At 46.1% G+C, this 22,389-nt stretch carries 20 protein-coding genes, 1 rRNA gene and 1 other RNA gene; 20 read left to right on the top strand and 2 right to left on the bottom strand.

What is annotated here, in order from left to right:
• Positions 1 to 2,103: a transglycosylase domain-containing protein gene (locus AC58PQ_RS24000; protein ID WP_497246069.1), complete on the bottom strand. Its 2,103-nt coding sequence runs from the start codon at positions 2,101 to 2,103 to the stop codon at positions 1 to 3.
• Between the two features lie 282 nt (positions 2,104 to 2,385).
• Between AC58PQ_RS24000 and speE the strand changes: the two genes are divergently transcribed.
• The 3 genes from speE to argS all read left to right on the top strand — a co-directional run bounded on the left by speE (position 2,386) and on the right by argS (position 5,579).
• Positions 2,386 to 3,213, top strand: a complete 828-nt coding sequence (gene speE, locus AC58PQ_RS23995) for a polyamine aminopropyltransferase (RefSeq protein ID WP_477588496.1) — start codon at positions 2,386 to 2,388, stop codon at positions 3,211 to 3,213.
• A gap of 276 nt (positions 3,214 to 3,489) precedes the next feature.
• A complete protein-coding gene (locus AC58PQ_RS23990) occupies positions 3,490 to 3,900 on the top strand; it encodes a YwiB family protein (protein ID WP_497246067.1) in 411 nt (136 codons plus the stop codon).
• A gap of 5 nt (positions 3,901 to 3,905) precedes the next feature.
• On the top strand, positions 3,906 to 5,579 hold the full coding sequence (gene argS / locus AC58PQ_RS23985; RefSeq protein ID WP_497246065.1) for an arginine--tRNA ligase: 1,674 nt from the start codon (positions 3,906 to 3,908) through the stop codon (positions 5,577 to 5,579).
• Positions 5,580 to 5,671: 92 nt separating this feature from the next.
• Here argS and AC58PQ_RS23980 read toward each other — a convergent pair whose 3' ends face one another.
• On the bottom strand, positions 5,672 to 6,838 hold the full coding sequence (locus AC58PQ_RS23980; protein WP_497246063.1) for a S8 family peptidase: 1,167 nt from the start codon (positions 6,836 to 6,838) through the stop codon (positions 5,672 to 5,674).
• A gap of 485 nt (positions 6,839 to 7,323) precedes the next feature.
• Here AC58PQ_RS23980 and rpoE point away from each other — a divergent pair, with 485 nt between their 5' ends.
• The 17 genes from rpoE to AC58PQ_RS23895 all read left to right on the top strand — a co-directional run.
• Complete coding sequence (gene rpoE / locus AC58PQ_RS23975; protein WP_497246061.1) at positions 7,324 to 7,905, top strand: DNA-directed RNA polymerase subunit delta; 582 nt, start codon at positions 7,324 to 7,326, stop codon at positions 7,903 to 7,905.
• 304 nt (positions 7,906 to 8,209) lie between these two features.
• Positions 8,210 to 9,811, top strand: coding sequence for a CTP synthase (gene pyrG, locus AC58PQ_RS23970; RefSeq protein ID WP_497246059.1), 1,602 nt, complete (start codon positions 8,210 to 8,212; stop codon positions 9,809 to 9,811).
• A gap of 160 nt (positions 9,812 to 9,971) precedes the next feature.
• Positions 9,972 to 10,364, top strand: a complete 393-nt coding sequence (locus AC58PQ_RS23965; protein ID WP_497246057.1) for a response regulator — start codon at positions 9,972 to 9,974, stop codon at positions 10,362 to 10,364.
• Positions 10,365 to 10,497: 133 nt separating this feature from the next.
• Positions 10,498 to 11,352, top strand: a complete 855-nt coding sequence (gene fba / locus AC58PQ_RS23960; RefSeq protein WP_497246055.1) for a class II fructose-1,6-bisphosphate aldolase — start codon at positions 10,498 to 10,500, stop codon at positions 11,350 to 11,352.
• Between the two features lie 247 nt (positions 11,353 to 11,599).
• Positions 11,600 to 12,859 (top strand): UDP-N-acetylglucosamine 1-carboxyvinyltransferase, encoded by a 1,260-nt coding sequence (murA, locus tag AC58PQ_RS23955; RefSeq protein ID WP_497246191.1) that lies wholly within the window; start codon positions 11,600 to 11,602, stop codon positions 12,857 to 12,859.
• A 62-nt stretch (positions 12,860 to 12,921) separates the two neighbouring features.
• Entirely contained in the window at positions 12,922 to 14,220 is a 1,299-nt protein-coding gene (rho, locus tag AC58PQ_RS23950; protein WP_477588467.1) for a transcription termination factor Rho, read from the top strand.
• Positions 14,221 to 14,245: 25 nt separating this feature from the next.
• A complete protein-coding gene (locus tag AC58PQ_RS23945) occupies positions 14,246 to 15,520 on the top strand; it encodes a radical SAM family protein (protein ID WP_497246053.1) in 1,275 nt (424 codons plus the stop codon).
• Between the two features lie 219 nt (positions 15,521 to 15,739).
• Positions 15,740 to 15,937: a 50S ribosomal protein L31 gene (rpmE, locus tag AC58PQ_RS23940; RefSeq protein ID WP_056621960.1), complete on the top strand. Its 198-nt coding sequence runs from the start codon at positions 15,740 to 15,742 to the stop codon at positions 15,935 to 15,937.
• 91 nt (positions 15,938 to 16,028) lie between these two features.
• A complete protein-coding gene (locus AC58PQ_RS23935) occupies positions 16,029 to 16,439 on the top strand; it encodes a hypothetical protein (RefSeq protein WP_497246051.1) in 411 nt (136 codons plus the stop codon).
• A 129-nt stretch (positions 16,440 to 16,568) separates the two neighbouring features.
• Positions 16,569 to 16,832: signal recognition particle sRNA large type (gene ffs / locus AC58PQ_RS23930), an RNA gene on the top strand.
• Positions 16,833 to 17,007: 175 nt separating this feature from the next.
• Complete coding sequence (locus AC58PQ_RS23925) at positions 17,008 to 18,444, top strand: ATP-binding protein (RefSeq protein ID WP_497246049.1); 1,437 nt, start codon at positions 17,008 to 17,010, stop codon at positions 18,442 to 18,444.
• A 78-nt stretch (positions 18,445 to 18,522) separates the two neighbouring features.
• Positions 18,523 to 20,268, top strand: coding sequence for a DNA polymerase III subunit gamma/tau (gene dnaX, locus AC58PQ_RS23920; protein WP_497246047.1), 1,746 nt, complete (start codon positions 18,523 to 18,525; stop codon positions 20,266 to 20,268).
• 20 nt (positions 20,269 to 20,288) lie between these two features.
• The gene (locus AC58PQ_RS23915) at positions 20,289 to 20,600 is read left to right on the top strand and encodes a YbaB/EbfC family nucleoid-associated protein (RefSeq protein WP_310501899.1); all 312 of its coding nucleotides are present in this window, start codon (positions 20,289 to 20,291) and stop codon (positions 20,598 to 20,600) included.
• Positions 20,601 to 20,645: 45 nt separating this feature from the next.
• Positions 20,646 to 21,242 carry a recombination mediator RecR gene (gene recR / locus AC58PQ_RS23910; RefSeq protein ID WP_497246045.1) on the top strand — a complete coding sequence of 199 codons (597 nt, stop codon included), beginning with the start codon at positions 20,646 to 20,648 and terminating at the stop codon, positions 21,240 to 21,242.
• 132 nt (positions 21,243 to 21,374) lie between these two features.
• Positions 21,375 to 21,659 carry a DUF2508 family protein gene (locus tag AC58PQ_RS23905; RefSeq protein ID WP_497246043.1) on the top strand — a complete coding sequence of 95 codons (285 nt, stop codon included), beginning with the start codon at positions 21,375 to 21,377 and terminating at the stop codon, positions 21,657 to 21,659.
• A gap of 3 nt (positions 21,660 to 21,662) precedes the next feature.
• Complete coding sequence (locus AC58PQ_RS23900) at positions 21,663 to 21,932, top strand: pro-sigmaK processing inhibitor BofA family protein (protein WP_497246041.1); 270 nt, start codon at positions 21,663 to 21,665, stop codon at positions 21,930 to 21,932.
• A 356-nt stretch (positions 21,933 to 22,288) separates the two neighbouring features.
• Positions 22,289 to 22,389 (top strand): 16S ribosomal RNA (locus AC58PQ_RS23895); the annotation flags it as partial.

The following is a 22,389-nucleotide window of genomic DNA, read 5'->3' as shown; positions in this document are numbered from 1 at the left end:
TTAATCGTTCCACCAACGTTTAAGGTCGTTCCACCAAGAGCCGTTATCCCCTTTGGAACCGGCTTTTTGACCGCCCGCCGCATCTGGATTAGCAGGCTTGCCTGTACAATACGTAGTAGGCTCTGTCCCAGAGAGGAAAGCCTCCATCTTGGCGTTCGGGCAATCCTCATTGGACAATTTGCCGCTCACAGGATCAATGTAAACGGTCGATACACCCTCAGGGATCGGGAACAGCTTCGGCGGAATGGCATCCAAGGTCTGTTCCGTGAAATCCGCGAAGATCGGTGAGGCTAGATGAGACTCGACCGTTGAGATATCGCGGCTCTTGTCATAGCCGACCCAGACTGCGGTGGAAAGCTCAGGTGTGAAGCCGACGAGCCAGGCGTCCGTATCAGTTGTACCTGTTTTGCCGGCAATCGGCCGCTTAATGGTACTGGCGACACGGTTGCCAGTGCCTCCCTCTTCGAATACGCTCTCCATTAAATTCGTCATCACATACGCAACCGCAGGCGGGATCACTTGCTCCTCTGCCGGAGTCGCTTCATATAAGACACTGCCATTCGCATCTTCAATTCGCAAAATGGCGGTAGGTTCTCGATGTATGCCTTGATCAGCAATAGAGGCAAAGGCCGAAGCCATCTCCAGTGGACTCACGGGGAAGGAACCTAGCGCAAGAGACGGCAGCGGCCTCATGGGTGAAGCAATGCCTAGCTTACGCGCGAAGTCTATGACCTTCTGCGGACCCACTTCGAGAATCGTGTGCACCGCGTAAATGTTATCCGATTTCGAAATCGCCTGACGCATATCAATATTCCCATTCGTATACAGGTCATTGAAATTTCTTGGCGTATATTGCTGCCGCCCATCATCGTAAGTAAACACAGTGGGCTCACTTTTGACCATGCTGACAGGGGTAAAGCCATTCATCAAGGCAACCATATAGACGAATGGTTTAAAGGAAGACCCTGGCTGCCGCGTATTCGAGAGAGCGCGATTGAACTGATTTTCGGTATAGTCGCGTCCGCCGACCATGGCCTTGATCTCGCCCGTTCGCGGGTCGACAGCGACCAAAGCGGCCTGCAGCTCGGGCTTACTTTCGAGCTGCTTCGTTATCACATTCTCAGCAATTTGCTGGGCATTCTTATCCAACGTGGTATAGATGCGAATGCCGCCTTCGTCGAATTGTTCTTCGGTAATGCCGAGCTTTTCCGTCGCTAGGTTACGTACATAATCCCTGAAATAAGGGGCAGCAGAAGGCTTCTTTTTCGTTAACGGCTGAATCGTCAGCTTCTCCCTGCCAGCGGCATCCGCGGCGCTCTGGGTAATAAAGCCACTGTTCACCATTGTCTGGAGGACGATCTTTTGCCGATCCATCGCATTTTGCAGATCATAATAGGGGGAATAGTAACGCGGTCCTTTCGGAACGCCAGCGATCATGGCGCTTTCTGCTAAGGTTAACTCACTGGCATGCTTGCCGAAGAACAGCTCAGACGCGGTCTCAATACCATATGTCGAGTGGCCGTAATAGATTTGGTTCAAATAATCAGCAAGAATATCATCCTTGCTAAGCTGCATTTCCATTTGAACGGCATATACCGTTTCTTTCATTTTACGCGTCCACGTACGATCATGTGTTAAGTATAAATTTCGGGCTAATTGCTGAGTGATCGTGCCTGCTCCTTGTACCTTCGCCATCGCTTGGACATTCACAATGGCCGCACGTGCTACCGCTTTGACATCAACACCGAAATGATCGTAGAAATGCTGATCCTCCACAGCGAGCGTAGCATGTATCAAGTAGGGGGATATTTCATTTAATGAAACCACCTGTCGATTTTGACCAGAGTAAAAGGTGTCAATCACCTCGCCATGTACATCGTACATTTGGGAGGTTTGCATCGTTTTGGTAACGGGCAGCGTTTGGGAACGCAAATAAACCAGAAAGACGGCTGTCCCGATGAGCAACAGCAGGCTGCAGGTGAAGAAGAAAGAAAACGTCTTCTTGATTCGCCGCATCCACCGCATAGAAGCAGGAACCTCATTTTTCACTCTAGATGGCTGTGTATCTGATGGTTGTTGGCGGGGCTTCTCGTTCTCGGACATTTCCATGCCTCCCTTCTCTGTGCCCATAGGCGCTACTATCCAGTATGGAAAAGCATGGCAGTCCGTATTCAACGAATTGTAAATATTTTTTGTTAAATGGGTGAAAAACTAAGGAAAATATTGCATTTTGGGGGTAATGAACTATAATACAATTTGTGCATGTGAAGGGACTGGAAATTAGTGCCCGAACTCGTATGACTTTTCCAACTGGTGGAACACTGTTAGAGATATCGAATGTCAGGAATTATTCATCCAAATAGAGAAGAGAAAGAAGGGTTATTCATGGAATTATGGTACACAGAGAAACAAACCGATAGCTTCGGTATCACGGCGAAAGTCACTGAGACTTACGTGAGAGAGCAAACGGATTTCCAAGATCTATCCATGATCGAAACGGAAGAGTGGGGCACGATGCTTACACTTGACGGTATGGTTATGACAACGGTAAAAGATGAGTTCGTTTATCATGAAATGGTTGCTCATCCTGCACTCGTTACTCACCCTAACCCAGAGTTCGTTCTTGTTGTAGGCGGCGGCGATGGCGGCGTGATTCGTGAAATCATGAAGCACCCGAAAGTGAAGAAGGCTGTTCTTGTTGATATCGATGGCAAAGTGATCGAGTACTCCAAGAAATACCTGCCAACGATCGCTGGCGAATTGGACAACCCACGCGTTGAAGTTATCGTTAACGATGGCTACATGCACATTCACGATCACAAAAATACGTACGATGTCATCATGGTTGATTCCACTGAGCCTGTAGGCCCAGCTGTTGAGCTGTTCTCCAAAGGCTTCTACCAAGGCATCTTCGACGCGTTAAAAGAAGACGGGATCTTCGTAGCTCAAACCGATAACCCATGGTTCAAAGCTGATTTGATCCAAACGGTAAATCGCGACGTGAAAGAAATTTTCCCAATCGTTCGTGTGTACAGCGCAAATATCCCTACCTACCCAAGCGGTCTGTGGACATTCACAATGGGCAGCAAAAAGCACGACCCACTTCAAGTAGAAGAATCAGCAATCCCAGAATTCCCTACGAAATATTACACACCACGCTTGCACAAAGCAGCGTTCGTGTTGCCTAAATTTGTTGAAGATTTGATTAAATAAGCGGCTTGCCTGTCATTGGTGCCTATGGTCCTGCTAAGGAGCAATGGGTAGCGATGGGGATGCCGTTCCTGCGATATAAACTTTAGAAGCCTCCAAGTCCGTTTTCTAACGGATAAGGAGGCTTCTTTGTATCATTTTGCTAATATGGATATGGATTCTAAGCGTCGCTATCACCCAAGTACATTGAATTTGCTTATCCTTTCATATAAACTAATAGCAAACATGCCTTATCTTGGCATAAGGTCCAAGAGCGTAGAGAAGGGGAAGAGACGAATCATGACGGATAAGCAGCGGGTGCGGATTCGAATCGAGAGTCGAAGCGGGAGCGAGACCACGGTGCAGAAGGCGCGCGGGGATCTCTATCGCAAAGGTGATCATACGTATATCCGCTATGAAGAAGAGCCGACTGAGCTTGGACGGACTGTGACGATCATTAAACTGGAAGACAATCAGATTCGCATTATTCGCCAAGGTGATGTACAAGCGGAGCAAACCTTCGTCCCTGGGGAGAAGCGGACAGGCTTTTATCACACACCACAGCTCCGAATGGAACTGGAAATTGAGACGCACAAGCTGACCTCTGAGGCCATCCATGGGATCGGAATTACGAGGTGGAGCTATGATCTATATGCATCAGGCACGCATGCGGGAGCCTATCGAATCAAGTTGTTAATTCAGGAGGAGTAAGACGAATGGATGTACTAAACGAAGTAAAAGCGAAAGTGAAGCAAGCGATCAAAGAGGCTGTCCTAGCGGCAGGCATCGTCGCAGAGGCCCAGCTGCCAGAAATTATTCTGGAAGTGCCAAAAGAGAAGACGCACGGCGATTTCGCGACGAATGTAGCGATGCAGTTGACGCGTATTGCAAAGGTTAATCCTAGACAGATCGCGGAGCAAATTATTGCGAATCTGAACAAAGACGCGGCTAATATTTCGGAAGCGGAAATTGCTGGACCAGGATTTATTAATTTTAAAATGGACCAAGTTTATCTCTACCCTGTGATCGCAGATGTGCAACAACAAGGTGAACGCTACGGCCAATCAAACGTGGGACAAGGCCTTAAAGTGCAAGTGGAGTTCGTAAGTGCCAACCCTACAGGATCCTTACACCTCGGACATGCGCGTGGAGCGGCAGTTGGAGATGTACTCTGTAATGTATTGGACCTAGCGGGCTATGACGTTTCACGTGAGTACTACATCAATGATGCGGGTAACCAGGTTATCAACTTGGCCAAATCCATCGAAGCACGTTATTTGCAAGCGCTGGGTCAAGAGGCGGAAATGCCAGAGGATGGTTATTTTGGCGAAGATATTAAAGGCTTTGCAACAGATTTGGCAGCAGTTGAAGGTGATCGCCTGCTTAGCTTGTCAGATGAGGAGCGTCGTACTTATTTCCGTACCTATGGACTTGAGAAGGAGCTCGATAAAATCAAACGCGACTTGGGCCGCTTCGGTGTCCATTTCGACCATTGGTTCTCCGAGACGTCGATCTATGAAGATAACCTGATCCCGCCTGTGCTTCAAGAGCTTCGCGATAACGGGCATATCTATGAAGAAGAGGGCGCAACATGGCTGAATACGACGCCTCTTGGGGATGACAAGAATCGTGTTTTAATTAAAAACGATGGTTCCTTTACCTACCTAACGCCGGATATCGCCTACCACCGCAACAAATTCGGACGCGGCTACGACCGCTTAATTAATATCTGGGGTGCCGATCACCATGGCTACATCCCGCGGATGAAAGCAGCAATGACAGCCCTTGGCTTTGAAGCAGACCGACTTGTCGTACTGATTGCCCAAATGGTGAGCTTATTCCAGAATGGGGAAAAGGTCAAAATGTCCAAACGTACCGGCAAAGCCGTTACGATGGAGGACTTGATGGACGAAGTCGGCGTAGATCCGATTCGTTATTTCTTCGCTATGCGTAGCATGGACTCGCATTTGGACTTCGACATGGACCTGGCGGTTTCCCAGTCCAATGAGAATCCTGTGTTCTATGTGCAATATGCCCATGCACGGATTTGCAGCATCTTCCGCCAAGCGGAAGAGCAGAACATTGCCGTACTGCCGCTGGAACAAGTTGACCTGTCCCAGCTCTCTTCGGAAGCCGAGTTCGACTTGCTGCGCAAGATCGGCGAGCTTCCGGAAGAGATCGCCATTGCGGCTGAGCAGTACGCGCCGCACCGCTTGATCCGCTATGTCTACGAACTGGCGAGCCAGTTCCATAGCTACTACAGAGGCCACTACGTCATCACCGATGACGCAGCCTTAACCCAGGCACGCCTCGCGCTACTCGGCGCGCTGCGCACGACCCTAGCCAATACGCTTCGCGTCGTTGGCGTGTCCGCCCCTGAGCGGATGTAACACCCGCTCAAACACAGAATAAGCTCCCCTTGACCGCTGGTCACAAGGGGAGCTTATTCACTTTTCAAGCGCAGAGGTCCCCTGCGCTTCATTTATTCCTGCCCAGCTGCGCGTATCGCTCGCTGGGCATTCAATTGCCCTGGCTGCCAGCGGGCGTTCGCTCGCTTGCTCAAAGGGAACGAGCAGCGGCGTAGCGCGCTCTTAATTTGGGCTGGCGACATGGATCGCAGCGAAAGCATTAAGGCGATTACACCGCTTACATGCGCTGTTGCCATCGAAGTGCCGCTGAGCTCATTATATTTGCCGCCCAGCCAAGAGGAATACACACGCTCACCGGGAGCATAGATGTCGATTTGTGTTCCTCGATTGCTGAAGGGAGCAATCTTGCCGGTCCGTGTTGTCGCCCCAACGGAGACAACTTGGGCAAACCGAGCAGGGTAATCAATGGTTTTCTTTCTGCCATCATTACCAGAAGAGGCTACGATAACCTTCCCTCTGTAGTAGGCGTTAAGAACCGCCTGCTCCAACGTGGGATTGTACGTCTTCATGCCGAAACTCATATTAATAATATCGAGGTCATTTTGGACGCACCAATCGATACCGGCAATGATATCGGACACATAGGCACTTCCATTTTGGTCAAAAGCTTTAACAGGATGAATGATCGCCCGTGGCGCTACACCAACAATGCCGGAATTACGGCCTGTCGCCGCGATTGTACCCGCGATGTGTGTACCATGTCCGTTGTCGTCATGGGGAAGCAGCCTGCGATTTAATAAGTTGATGCCTTGCGAGATCGAGTTCCGCAAATCAGGATGCTTGAAATCGATGCCAGTATCAATGACGCCGATGTGAATATTTTGCCCGACGGATTTGCTCCAGATTTCAGGAGCACCAATTTGATCAACCCCCCAAGGAATCGTGCGCGTACGTGAACTGGATAAGATTTTAGCTCGTTTCGGAATGGTTTTTCGGCCTTTACCTTTATTTATAATTAATTTCGTATCCTCTTCGATACGTGTCGTGCTGGCAAAGCTTCTGAGTTTTGTATCTGGACACAGCGTGCAGGAGAAGGCGTGAACAATGTCTAAAGGCTGAACCATAAATAGGCCGGGGAGTTCAGACGTCATTCGGAGGAGCTCTGATTTGCAGGCAAAGTAGTCCGGCTTTGAGGTGAAGTGGATGAGATATTTTTTAGCTGGCTGTTTAGTGAGACCTAGATCTTCATGAAGCAGATGAAGAAAGGTGGCTATATCCATCGTGCCATCCCCCCGTTACAACATATGATCGTATCTCCCCTATTCTATGTACAGGTCATCTCACTTGACCGTGTCATCGCCTTTATAGAAATAAATGGGTGCGAAGCCGTGTCAGATGCGTAGGTTCAACATAGGATACATAGAGAGGCGCGGGCAGGAGTGTCTCTTTCTCAGGTAGTGGAAACGTCATCTGTTCATCAGCGGGCGGTTCCTTAGGGTACAGTCGCAGGCGGAGGGGGACCTTCGCTTGTATTCATTTCAGGGGTATTTTTAGATTCTAAGCAGTCGTGTATTTAAAAATATAGAATTTATATGTTTTACAATAAATAGGCTATATTCATGATAAAAGCACTCGACCTAAGAGGTCGATGTAGACGTTTATTGTGGGGTAGTTGCAATTTTAGAAAAAATAGGTTTTACTTAATGAAGATATTGGTTATGGTAGATAACGTAGTCAAGAAATGATCGAAAAGGATGTGCCTTAGATGAGCAGCGAATACACACTCAAAATCACCACAGAGCAAGCACGCGAAATGCCCATGGTGGATTTGGCGTTCGAATTGCTGAAGTCGGCGAATACGCCGTTTTATTACCGTGAACTTATGGCTGAAATTGCTAAAATAAAAGGGCTTTCCGAAGATAATGTCATGCAAGTGATCGCCCAACTATATACGGAGATCAACATCGATGGACGTTTTGCTTGCGTAGGAACGAACCTATGGGGCTTGAAGCGTTGGTATCCAGTTGAGAAATCCGACGATGCAGTTGGAAATGCGAAGCGTCCTAGAATCATTAACGATGAAGATGATGATTTGGATGAAGACGTCTACGCGGAAGAAGAAGATACATACGCAGAAGAAGACGAATATGATGCATTTGGTACCGAAACCGAAGAGGAAGAAGAAGCGGAAGAGGATACTGAATTCTTTGAAGACGAAGAAATCGAAGAAGATCTTGGTGAAGCGGGTATCGAAGAGAGCGATGACACTGAGGACGACGAAGATGATTTGGACGCGGAATCCGATGACACTGATGACGATGATTTGGAAGACGACGACGACAAATAACTTGTCTTGACAGTCACTACGCGTTCAGAGTAAACTATTGCATGGGCTTTAAAAGAATCTTAACAATTCGCGCATGCGTTCAAAAAGTGCCCCGTCACTACGGGTGTCACTTTTTTTGTTTTTTTGTGCTTTTTTTTGTAATTTGTTCATGAAAACACTTATTTAGCAGAAGCTAATGCTATCACACCTTTGTTCTGGCGACACCCAAGAGCTTAATTCTTACGAAGCCAGTTTTCTAGCGAAAACGCGTTTAGCTCATGCTTATGAAGTCGTTTTATACTAAAACTTTTAGGAGGCGTACATAGTGACAAAATACATTTTCGTTACGGGAGGCGTAGTTTCATCCCTTGGCAAAGGAATTACCGCAGCTTCCTTAGGAAGACTGCTCAAGAACAGAGGTTTGAAAGTAACGATCCAGAAGTTCGATCCTTATATTAACGTGGACCCAGGAACCATGAGTCCTTACCAGCACGGTGAAGTTTTCGTAACCGATGATGGTGCAGAAACGGATTTGGATTTAGGTCATTATGAGCGTTTTATCGACATTAACTTATCCAAAAGCTCGAACGTGACATCAGGTAAAGTCTACTCCTCTGTTATTACCAAAGAGCGTAGAGGCGAGTACCTTGGCGGCACTGTTCAGGTTATCCCGCACATTACCAATGAAATTAAAGAGCGTGTTATTCGCGCAGGTCGTGAGGCTGGGTCCGATGTCGTTATCACAGAAATTGGTGGTACGGTAGGAGATATCGAGAGCTTGCCGTTCCTTGAAGCGATTCGTCAAATGAAAAATGATATCGGCCGCGAGAACGTCATGTACATTCACGTTACGCTGATTCCTTATATCAAAGCAGCTGGAGAAGTTAAAACAAAACCAACGCAGCATAGCGTTAAAGAACTACGCGGCCTTGGTATTCAACCACATGTGATCGTTTGCCGTACCGAGCATTCGTTGACAGAAGATATGAAGCGTAAGCTAGCTTTGTTCTGTGATATCGATCCAGCCGCAGTTATTGAGTGTAAAGATGCAGAAACCTTGTATGAAGTACCGATGATGCTTCGTGAGCAAGGTCTGGATGATTACGTTGTGAATCATTTGAAACTTAGCACGAACCAACCGGATATGACGGAATGGGAAAGTCTCGTTCGTAAGGTTAAATCCTTGACGAAGAAAACAGAGATCGCAATCGTTGGTAAGTACGTAGCTCTTCACGATGCGTATCTTAGTATTGTTGAAGCACTAGGACACGCTGGTATCGATAATGATTCCGAGATTGATATCCGCTGGGTCAATGCCGAAGATATCTATGATCATAACGTACATTCGCTTCTCTCTGGTGTGCAAGGTATTCTCGTTCCAGGTGGATTTGGTGATCGCGGTATTGAAGGGAAAGTAGCGGCAATTCGTTATGCACGTGAGAAAGAAATTCCTTTCTTCGGCATTTGTTTGGGGATGCAAGTCGCTGTTATCGAATACGCACGTTCTGTTTGTGGTTTGGATGGCGCGAATAGCTCCGAGATTAATCCAACAACGGCGTATCCAGTTATCGATCTATTGCCAGAGCAAAAGGATATTGAGAATCTAGGCGGTACGATGCGTTTAGGCCTATACCCTTGTAAGCTAACGCCGGGTTCATTAGCTGCTACTACGTATAACGATGAGCTTGTTTATGAAAGACATCGCCACCGGTATGAATTTAATAACGAATACCGTGAGTTGATTGAATCCGCTGGCTTGCGTATTTCAGGTACATCACCAGATGGTCGTCTGGTTGAGATGGTTGAGCTTCCTGGTCACCCTTGGTTCTTGGCTGTACAATTCCATCCAGAATTTACATCCCGTCCGAACCGTCCTCAGCCGCTTTTTCGCGAATTCGTGAGAGCTGCACAATCGATAGCTCGTTAAAATTTACGTTGCGATGCAGGGGATCCGTCTCCTGTGAATCAACTTTTATGTAAAACTTTTCAAAAAGCTGCTCTCCTCAGAAGGAAAACGAAAATGAATAGCGAATACCTTGACACATAGGATTGGAACTTGTTATTCGTTTTCGGGAGGAGACTTGGATATGAAGAAAAAAGTGTTGGTAGTTGATGATCAAAATGGAATTCGCGTACTTCTCATGGAAGTATTCAGTAATGAAGGGTACGACACCTATCAAGCCTCCAACGGCAAGCTGGCCTTGGATATCGTAAGAAATGTTTCACCTGATCTCATACTACTAGACATGAAAATTCCCGGTATGGACGGACTTGATATTCTGAAGCATGTCAAAGAAATTGATGTGTCTATCAAAGTGATCATGATGACGGCGTATGGTGAACTTGATATGATCAAAGAAGCGACGGATTTAGGTGCGATTATGCATTTTACGAAGCCGTTTGATATCGATGAGCTGCGACTGGCTGTGAATATGCAATTGAATAATGAATCAAGCAGTGGTTTCGCCGTAGGATCCTAGTTATAGGGTCTTTTTTTGTTTTGGAAAAGTAAAGGCTTGGTTATCATTTGAAAAGTTATGTGCTATAATAACTCAGGTATGACAGAGAGCGGTATGCGCATCTACTAAAGAAGGTTCTAGGAGGAAGAGAAACATGGCATTGGTTTCAATGAATGAATTTTTACCTAAGGCAAAAGCGAACAAGTTCGCGGTAGGACAATTTAACATGAATAACCTTGAGTTCGCTCAAGCGATTGTTGAAGCTGCAATCGAACTGAAATCCCCGTTCATTTATGGTGTTAGCGAAGGCGCACTGAAATATATGGGTATCGAGTTTACCGTAGCTATTGCAGAAGCAGCAGCTAAGAAATCCGGTCTTCCGATCGCTTTGCACTTAGACCATGGTAGTTCGTTTGAAGTAGCAATGAAATGTATCCGTGCAGGATTCAGCTCCGTTATGTTTGATGGTTCCCACTATTCTTTCGAAGAAAACATTCGGTTGACGAAAGAAGTTGTTAAAGCTGCTCGTGCAATGGGCGTATCCGTTGAGGGTGAGCTTGGAACAATCGGTGGCGTTGAGGATGACATTTCTGTTGATGAAGAGCACGCTAACCTTGCAAATCCAGAAGAAGCGATCCGTTTCTACGAAGAAACAGGCGTGGATTGTTTGGCAATCGCAGTAGGTACTGCACATGGTATGTACGCTGGCGAGCCAAACATTCACTTTGATATTATTGAAGCAGTTTCCAAAGCAATCCCAGTTCCAGTTGTATTGCACGGTGGATCTGGCGTTCCAGACGAAATGATCCGTAGATCCATTGCAGCAGGCGTTGGCAAAATCAACGTGAACACAGAGAATCAAGTGGCATGCACAGAGAACATCCGCGCAGCTCTGAACAAAGATGCTAAAATTTATGATCCTCGTAAATATCTAACCCCAGCTCGTAACGCTATGATCGAAGTAGTAAAATCCAAAATTCAATTGTTCGGAAGCAGCAACCAAGCTTAATTCCAAATTGTATAGACAAGGTAGGAAATGCAGTAATACACAGGTGGATGGTCGACAATCGTTGCCATCTGTCTGTGTCGTTACGAGCGTTTCCTTCTTCTATTTGTTGATAACCAAGTATGAGTTTCATACTTGTGCTTCTTTTTTTGTGGATTTTCGTCGAATGTTTGTGGAATATATAGGATGTATGGATTGATATGGATTTAACGGTTAGTAAGAAGGCACCTGGTTTAGGGGGAGAAGTATGTTGGAGAAATTAATGGTGGTCGGTGGACGCCCACTACGGGGGACAGTTCAGATTAGTGGAGCAAAGAATAGTGCGATTGCACTTATTCCTGCCGCAGTACTTGCAGAAACACCAGTAACGTTGGATAACCTTCCGCATTTAAGTGATGTGGCTATATATACAGAAATATTGACTGATTTAGGCGCGACGATTGATTGGAACGAAGATCGGATGACGATAGATCCAAGTCAAATGAAATCTCTTCCGATGCCGAATGGCAAAGTGAAGAAGCTGCGGGCATCGTATTATTTGATGGGAGCTCTGTTGGGACGATTTGGAGAGGCGACAATCGGCCTTCCAGGTGGGTGTAATTTTGAACCGCGTCCGATTGACTTGCACATTAAAGGTTTTGAAGCCTTGGGTGCTGTGGTAAGCAACGAAAACGGAGCCCTTCATATTCGTGCGAAGGAACTTCGCGGGGCTAAGATTTATTTGGATATGGCGAGTGTTGGCGCTACGATTAATATTATGCTAGCAGCTTCACGGGCTAAAGGATTAACCACGATTGAAAATGCGGCGAAAGAGCCTGAAATTATAGATGTGGCAACACTTTTGAATTCGATGGGTGCGAAAATTAAGGGAGCTGGTACGGATACGATTCGTATTGAAGGGGTCTCTGAACTCCATGGCTGCCGTCATTCCATTATCCCGGACCGTATTCAAGCGGGAACGTATATGATTGCTGCTGCAGCAACCCGCGGTGATGTAACGGTAGATAACGTAATTCCCAAGCATTTGGAGGCACTTACGGCGAAGCTGCAAGAGATGGGTGTTCATGTTTACGAAATGGACGAATCCATTCGCATTGTAGGTCAGCCTATTTATGAAAGCGTAGATGTGAAAGCATTAATTTACCCAGGATTTGCAACGGATCTGCAATCTCCTATGGCTAGCTTACTTTGTCAAGCCAAAGGTGTAAGTATATTAACTGATCATGTATATAGCAATCGTTTTAAGCATATCCCAGAGCTTGTACGCATGGGCGCAAAAATGAAGGTTGAAGGGCGTTCCGCCATCATTGAGGGCTCGCAATTGAGCTCGGCGAAAGTAAGGGCGACAGATTTGCGTGCAGGAGCTGCTCTTGTCATCGCTGGCCTCAGTGTTATGACAGGTGGGGTGACGGAAGTATCTGGTGTGGAGTTTATCGACCGTGGTTACGAAAATTTAGTATTTAATCTATCTTCCCTAGGTGCGGAAGTTTGGCGTGAGAACGAGGAATAAAGTACCAAACAACAGGCAATGCTAGAATCCAATTGAAAATTTAATAGTTTGGTGGTTGAAACATGAGCATGCAGCTTGCTGAGCTTGAAGTACTCAAGCTTACTGAATTATATAAACTAGCTAAGAAACATCAGATCCCATATTACGGTACGTTGAAGAAAAGAGAACTCATTTTTGCCATTTTACGCGCACAGGCTGCAGAGAGTGGATTCTTGTTCATGCAAGGTGTTTTGGAAATTTTGCAGGAAGGATTTGGATTTTTACGTCCAATTAACTACCTTCCTAGCTCAGAGGATATCTATATTTCAGCCTCTCAAATTCGCAAATTTGATTTACGCTCAGGTGATATCGTATCTGGTAAATGTCGACCGCCTAAGGAGAATGAGCGTTACTATGGACTTCTCCAAGTGGAAGCTGTCAATGGTGAGAAACCGGAAACAGCAGCGGAGCGCTTGCATTTCCCGGCGTTGACACCTCTTTATCCAGATACGCGGATTACGCTTGAGACGGAGCCGAACAAGATTTCCATGCGGATCATGGACTTGCTTGCGCCTGTAGGTCTCGGCCAACGTGGGCTTGTCGTGGCGCCGCCTAAGGCGGGTAAAACATTGTTGCTCAAAGAAATTGCGAATAGTATTTCTACGAATTATCCAGAGATTGAACTGTTCGTTCTGTTGATCGACGAGCGTCCCGAGGAAGTTACCGATATGCAGCGCTCTGTCAAAGGCGAAGTAGTGGCTTCGACCTTCGATGAGCTTCCAGAGAATCACATTAAAGTTGCTGAACTTGTCCTAGAACGCGCGATGCGTCTAGTTGAACATAAGAAAGATGTTGTTATCCTACTTGATAGTATTACGCGCTTAGCAAGAGCGTATAACCTCGTAGTACCGCCTTCAGGTCGGACGTTGTCCGGTGGTGTTGACCCCGCGGCTTTCCACCGTCCCAAGCGTTTCTTCGGAGCTGCTCGTAACATTGAAGAGGGCGGCAGCTTGACTATTCTTGCTACAGCACTCGTAGAAACCGGCTCCCGTATGGATGACGTTATTTATGAAGAATTTAAAGGGACAGGTAATCTGGAACTTCATCTCGATCGTAAAATGGCTGAGCGCCGTATTTTCCCTGCTATTGACATTCGTCGTTCAGGAACTCGCCGTGAGGAAGCGTTGCTGGGAAAAGATGAACTCGAGAAAGTATGGGCACTTCGCAAAGGCATGAATGATTCACATGAATATACTGAAACCTTTATTAAGAAGCTTGCGGATACGAAGACGAATCAAGAGTTTTTGGACTCGCTGAACTCCCCATCTGCGGGATCGTCCTCAGGACCGAATAAAGGCAAAGTCAAAAACTCAGCATCTTAAGCTTTAGTACAAAGGGAGTACCGTTATGAACTTGGTTTATTCAGATTCACAAGGAAACGTATTTGATCATCCTGATTATTTGGCCCTAGGTCGAAATGCAGAAATGATCACCGAAATATTAGATGAAGAACTGATCCCTCTGCCGGAGGGATCCACACTCGTTAGTCTGCCCTTCACTCGTCCTGTTGGCATTGATGCTGCAACCGGTGAGATGAAGCTGGTGGAGGGTGATTATCACGCCGTTGGAGCATTGCTTCCACAAGGCTTCACAAGACTTCTCCTCCCAGGGTATGTGAAGTCTGATAAAACAAAGGCACTGCCTTTATTCGGATACACTGCAGTGGTGTGGAAGGAAGATGGCTTCTATGTAGCCGCGCGGCTGACAGATAATCCATACTTCTGGAACCCGATTCATTGTGACCCGGATGTGCTCGAGGTTGAAGTCAAACGGCTGGTTGCCAAGTATCCCGAGAATCGCTTATATGCGCATCTATCGAACTGCGCGCTGGGCTACGAGTGCTTGACCGCTTCGAACACATTCCTACAGCGCTGGGAAGGGGCTGTCCCCGTCTCGTATTCCTGTAACGCAGGATGCTTCGGATGTATATCCGAGCAACCAGACGAGAGTGGCTTTGTTGCTCCGCAAACACGTATGAATTTTAAACCCAAAGTCGAAGAGATTACAGAGATCATGCTAGAACATCTGCGGACACCGGAAAGTATCATCTCCTTCGGACAAGGCTGCGAAGGCGAGCCGAGCACGCAGGCTGTCATCATTATTGATGCCATCAAGCGAGTGCGTGAGCAAACGAAGATGGGGTACATCAATATCAACACGAATGCGGGCCTTACGGACCATATTCGCGGTATTGTAGATGCGGGACTCGACCTCATGCGTGTAAGTACGATCAGCGCTTTGGATGATCACTACAACGCCTACTACAAGCCGAGAGCCTACACGCTCAAGAATGTAGAAAAGTCTCTCCGGTATGCAACCGATAAAGGTGTCATCACATCGATCAACTATCTCGTGTTTCCAGGTGTTACCGATCGGGAAGAGGAAATCGAAGCGATGATTGAATTTGTACGTAGAACGGGATTGAAATTGATCCAGATGCGCAACTTAAATATTGACCCCGAGAGCTACTTGAGCATTATTCCCAAGGCTCAGGGTGAATTGCTAGGGATGAAGCAAATGTTAGAAATTTTTGAACAAGAATTACCGGATGTGGTGATCGGTTCCTATTCTCATACACCTAAGTTCTATACAAGCGAGCGTACGCTCACGCCGGTCTTATAGACCAACTGGGTGGAAGGTTTAACCGATTGTTTTTCCAAAAAATAGCGTTACTTGTTTCACTCAAGAATTTGGCTATTTTTCTTGATAAACGCACTCGTCCAAGAGGACGATGGAGTCGTTTATTGTGTTGCATCCAGACTTGCGAATATGCTACAATGCAATAGTACGTCCATTAACTCTGTTTCAGCAAATGATTCAGGGCGGAAAGAGGTGAACCAAATGAAAGCAGGAATTCATCCTACTTATCATGCAACCACAGTGACTTGCGCTTGTGGTAACGTGTTCGAAACGGGTTCAATCAAGCCAAATCTTCGTGTTGAGATTTGCTCCAATTGCCATCCTTTCTACACAGGTAAACAAAAGTTTATCGATGTAGGCGGCCGTGTCGACAAGTTCAAAAAGAAATACGGAATCTAATTGGCATCATTTGCTTGATTGCCAATCAGCATAAGACAACCTCCCTTGGTCATCCTAAGCTTAGGCTTAGAGTCCAATGGGAGGTGTTTTTATGTTCAAGGGTCTAGTTAAGCTTACAGGAGCTGCTTTCCTTATAGCGAGTTTAGTAGGTTGTGGCATGTGGACGGGGAACAACAAGAAAACGAATGACGACTCTACGTATAAGGTTCAGAATTATAAGCAAGATGGTATGTTGGGCATTACGAGTGTAAATCCGAACAATCCATTGAATCCGACGTATCATCATTACGAGGATGATGCCAATCTCATGAAGGCTGTGCTTGCTCAGCTGCCAGGCATAGAGAAAACCAATATCGCCATCAATGGGCCATCAGCCAACGTAAAAATTAAGCCGCAAGCTTCCTTGACGGCAGCCCAAGTTGAGGAGCTGCGGTCGCAAGCTCAAATGGCTTTAGAGACGAATATGCCGCGGTATAAAATACAAGTGAGAATGGCGCATTAATTAGAGAGACTTTAGCTAACGCTAAAGATCCCAAAGCAGAGAGACTTTAGCTAACGCTAAAGATCCCTATATTAGGTACTTTTTTCCCTCAGGTTGCTATTTAGCAGTGAATCAGCTATACTATTTTTACTGTGCTAGACGGGGAGGTAGCGGTGCCCTGTAACTCGCAATCCGCTGTAGCGAGGTTGAATTCCTGTTAGCGGTACTGTGATGTGAGGTCTGGCTCTTACACGTGGTGTTGAGAGTTGGGTCCTTCGCAATGGATGCTCATGAACCCGGTCAGGTCTGGAAGGAAGCAGCCGTAAGTGAGATGTTTCATGTGCCGAGGGGTTGCCTGATTTGAGCCAACGATAAGAGTTCGCTTGTATCACTTTATCAATAACAGGTGCACGGTGTAATCATAACTTATATGAATGTACACATAACCGAAACGCCATCAAGTGTGGCGTTTTTTTCTTTTGCGTGTAGCAGGAAAAATATGGCTATATAGAGAATATTTATACAATACATACATGAACTGATGCCGCTCGAAGATAGTTCGACAAGAGAAAGTGAAGGAGCTGTTGATATGCCCATTCATTCGCCTCAGATGTGCTCGGTATCGATAGACGAACTACGGAAGTTATTCAATCATAGTACACAAACAGGAATGCTGATGGTTGATGAGGATGAGAAGATTCTTCTTGCAACGGATCAGCTCTTGAAAGTTTCAGGTTACTCAGCAGATGAAATTACCGGTGTTCCGTGTCCTCGTTTTTTTAAAGTGAGGGCTACTTTGCGTGAGTTATACGAGTTTCATTTTAAGCATGAAGCAGATGTAGGCGAGTGGCCCCATGGCTTTCTGATGGCTAAGAATGGGGGGATGATCTACTTCCAATTCTCGATGCTCAAACTGAACTGCGATAATAAATGTATATATCTATTATCTTTGGAAAATAAAGAAGAAGGCAAAGCATTAAACTTGCTGCAACGCTTTTCCGATGCCTTTTTGAAAGATATTAATTTAGGTGTTTTGTTAATTGATATGGATTATCGACTAGTCGACATCAGTGATCGGGCCTGCCAAATGTTGGCCAAGGAGAAAGAGCATATACGTAATAAGTCGTTGGATGACATTTTTGCCACAGTTCCCAGCCAGCATCAGCTCGTGCAACGAACGATTTTGAATGGCGCGATTGTCCGGAATCATGCCGTTTCCTGGACGAACAATCAAGAACGGTTTGAGCTGCTGCTCGATTCTAATGTCTTGAAGGATGGTCAAGGGAATATTGTAGGTGCCTACGTTATTTTCAAAGATGTTACCAATATACGCTCACTGGAACAAATGGTCTGGCGAAGCGATCGTCTTGCCATGATCGGGCAAATTGCTGCGGGTACGGCCCATGAAATCCGCAATCCGTTAACATCAATCAAAGGCTTCTTACAGATACTGCGACGCACATTCGGTGACCGTGGCATGGATAAGGAACAGAACTTTACAGATGTGATGCTGGGAGAGATTGATCGAATTAATGCACTGGTGAATGAGTTTCTGATGCTGAGTAAACCCAAACATGTGGCCTATGAGCGTATTCATGTTACGGATGTACTGCATGGCATAGTGCCAGTTATACATAATGAAGCGATCCTTTATAATGTTCAGCTCCACTATGAGGCTTCGGCGCACTTGCCTGAAGTGATAGCAGATAATGAGCTATTGAAGCAAGTATTCTTGAATGTTTGCAAAAATGGGATCGAAGCCATGCCCGAAGGTGGGGTCTTGACAATTTCCGAACGCGTGGACACGAATGAACGAAATGTGTGTGTAGATATTCATGACACAGGCTCAGGGATTCCGATGTTCGTCATTGATAAAATATTTGATCCCTTCTTTACGACGAAGGATACGGGCACTGGACTTGGACTCTCTGTATGTCAACGTATCATTCATGATATGGGTGGGACAATCCGCGTAGCTTCCAAAGGTTTTGGAACGACATTCACCATAACGATTCCCTATACGTGATCCTCTATTTCATCCCTTGGAGCGTTATAGTATAATGAATACAGTCAATCCACCCAGGGATTATTGGAGAGGAACACTATGGCACACATTGCTTTGTATCGTACATGGAGGTCGCAGACGTTTCGTGATGTTGTCGGACAGAGGCATATCACACAAACACTGCAGAATTCTCTGCGAGAAAATCGCCTAACCCATGCTTATTTGTTTAACGGACCCCGTGGAACGGGTAAAACAAGTACAGCCAAAATTTTAGCCAAGGCTATCAACTGCTTAAACGGACCCTCTGAAGAGCCTTGCAACGAATGCTCTGCCTGTGAGCGTATCACGGAAGGTGCTGTAATGGATGTTGTGGAGATCGATGCGGCTTCCAATCGCGGTGTGGAAGAAATTCGAGATATCCGAGATAAAGTCAAATACGCACCGACTGAAGTTAGGCAGAAAGTGTACATTATTGATGAAGTGCATATGCTGACCACAGAAGCATTCAATGCCTTATTGAAGACACTGGAAGAGCCGCCGGCGCATGTGATGTTTATTTTGGCGACAACGGAGCCTCATAAGATTCCAGCAACCATCATTTCCCGCTGTCAGCGCTTCGACTTCCGTCGCGTTTCCATGGAGGATGAGGTGGGGCGTCTACAGTATGTTTGTGATCAAGAGCGAATTTCAATTGATAAAGAAGCTCTTCACTATATAGCAAGATTATCCGACGGCGGGATGAGGGATGCGTTAAGTCTGCTTGATCAGGCTGCGTCTTTTGCAACGGGAGAGATACAGCTCGCTGATATTTTGTCGATTACAGGCGGTATAGCATCGGATCAATTTAAGAGACTTGTTACGTATATCAAGGAACAGAATCTGGGGGCTGCCCTAGAGTTAATTGATACCTTTATGCAAGAGGGGAAGAGCGCAGACAAGTGTATCGAAAATTTGATTCACTATTTCCGCGATTTGCTGATGGTGCGTATGGTGCCGAATTCACCTGTGATCTCCGAACGCGTATTTGATATGGCAGAGCTTAAAAAAATTGCGAGTCACTTCACGCCAAGTGAAATGATGAGTATGATTGAAACGCTGAACCATTATCAGAGTGAGATGAAATACTCGGTACAACCTCAGACCTTGCTCGAAATTGCCGTTATGAAAATCAGCGGTGGCCATCGCGGCCTCGAAGGAAGCTCGGTTGTTCGTTCTTTGGAGGACGCTGGAGGACGTGCACCGCAAGGTGATCTTTTCGCTCAGATGACCCAGAGAATGAAACAACTTGAAGATCAGCTAGCAGTACTGGTAAAATCGGGAGTGACAGCTGCTTCTGGTGATATGTCTAAGCAAGCGCCTGCGGCGAAAGTGGCTGTAGCCTCAGCACCATCTAAGAAGTCTGGGCTTAAGCTGGATCCGTATTTGAAGGCCTCCGAAAGTCCTGAGACGAAGACCGCGCTGATGAAGTGGAGTCAAGTGTTAGGTGATGTCAAAGAGAAGAAAATAACCGTTCACGCTTGGTTTGTTAATGGTGATCTGGTAGCGATGCTAGATGATGTTGTACTCGTAGCATTCAAGAATGAGATGCATCGCAATACAACGGAAAAACCAGAGAATAAAGTCATCATTGAACAAGTCCTTTCGTCTGTCTTTGGTAAGTCGATGCGCTTGTTGACCTTGATGCGTAAGGAATGGGATGATGCGAAGAGTGAATCGACGCACGCCACGCCGGAAGAGATGGAACTAGTGGCAGAGGATGGTCGCGGAAACGCGGTCAAAGAAGAATGGATTTCCGAAGCCATCCAATTGTTTGGCGAAGAGTTAGTAACAATTAAAGAAGACTAAATACAAGGGAGCGACCTATTATGAATAACATGAACCAAATGATGAAGCAAGTGAAGAAAATGCAAGAGCAAATGATGAAGGCACAAGAAGAACTAGGAACCAAGATGATCGAAGGAACGGCTGGCGGCGGTGTGGTAACGTGTATCATTAACGGACACAAGAAAGTACAAAGCATCACGATCAAACCAGAAGCGGTTGATCCAGAGGATGTTGAAATGCTGCAAGATCTCGTGTTGACTGCTGTGAACGACGCAATGTCCAAAGCAGAAGAAATCGCTAACAAAGATATGGGCAAATTCACAGGCGGTATGAATATCCCTGGATTGTTCTAAGACAACGAAGAACCAACGATTCTGTACCATGAAGGAGTACTTCCTTTGTATTACCCCGAACCGATAGCGAAGTTAATCGATGCCTTCTCCCGATTGCCGGGAGTAGGTCCTAAGACAGCGGGACGCTTAGCCTTTCACGTGCTTAGAATGAAAGAAGAAGACGTGATCGACTTTGCTAAGTCGCTTGTTAATGTAAAGCGGAACCTGCACTATTGCTCCATTTGCTGCAATATTACCGATGTGGATCCTTGTCGAATTTGTCAGGATAAAAGCCGCGATAATTCCGTCATCTGTGTTGTACAGGAGCCGAAGGATTTGGTTGCTCTGGAGCGAACCAAAGAATTTGAAGGCTACTATCATGTGCTGCACGGTGCGATATCTCCCATGGAGGGTATCGGTCCTGATCAAATTCATATCGCGGAACTCCTGAAGCGTTTGGGTGATGAAACGGTGCAGGAATTGATTCTGGCCACCAATCCGAACATTGAGGGCGAAGCCACAGCGATGTACTTATCTAGACTGATCAAACCCTTTGGGTTGCGTGTTACACGTATTGCCCATGGTCTGCCTGTTGGCGGCGATTTGGAATATGCGGATGAAGTAACCTTATCCAAGGCGATGGAAGGTCGCAGGGAATTATAAAAGCATACATCTTAGGGAGAGCTGCGAAGCTCTCTTTTTTCTGTCTAATAAAAGAGTGACAATGGTTCTGAAACTTCCACGATTCCCATATGTATTAATCAACCCAATTGTGGGAGGAATGGAGGTTTGCCTATGAAACCGGCTCTATTAGGCATGCGTGGATTTAAGAGTCCGCGAGCGAAGACAGTTCGGGAAGAACTGAAAAGGGACAAGATTATGTTGATTCAGGAGATACGTTCAGCGCATCAGACTTGGGTGGCGGCACAGGCTCACTTTGAGTTCGCTTTGGACAAGGATCAGATCGACTATACGATCTACGCAATGGAAGCAGCAGAGAAGAGATTTGAAATGCTTATCAAACAAGCCAAGAAGCTAGGGATAAGTCTGATTGACAGCGATCATTTAATGGAGGTGTAGAACGTGATTCTCAAATATGCCATTTGGGGGGTGCTGATACTCTCCTCTCTTATGTTGGTGTTAATTGTATTCCGAAGCCGCAGTGGCGGTAGACTAGTAGCATCACTAGGTTTAAATGTGGTAGTTGCAGCATTTCTGTTATATATACTGAATCTACTGAGTTCGTATACGCATATAGACCTGCCTATTAATACGGCCACCTTAGGTACGGCTACTCTATTAGGTATCCCTGGTTTAATATTGCTGATTGGTGTGAAGTTGGCACTGCTCTAACTGTAAATATAATACATTAGTATTTGGGTTGACTCAGTTGCGGCATCTGTGTTATCTTATAAAAGTTGCCGCTGAGACATGCGGAAATACAAAAGTAGCTTGAGAAAAACAAGTTGCAAAAGAAAAGTAACTATGGTATATTGATCTTCCGGCTTTCGAGAGAGAGCAGGTTGGACAAGCGTGATTGATCTTTGAAAACTGAACAACGAGTGAGTAAGCACGAACGAGAAATCGTTCAAAAAAAGAGATTGCAAAATCTCGCTAGCAACGCAAATGAGCAATTAAGCTTTCAGATATACGGACATAATATAGGGATCTTTGATCGTAGATCAAAGTCTCTCTGCTGTGTCCAAACTATTATGGAGAGTTTGATCCTGGCTCAGGACGAACGCTGGCGGCGTGCCTAATACATGCAAGTCGAGCGGGTTTATCCTTCGGGGTAAGCTAGCGGCGGACG

Source organism: Paenibacillus sp. J22P143 (assembly GCF_059692035.1).
The sequence above is the reverse complement of the archived record's forward strand: the minus strand, read 5'-3'. Positions and strand labels throughout refer to the sequence as shown.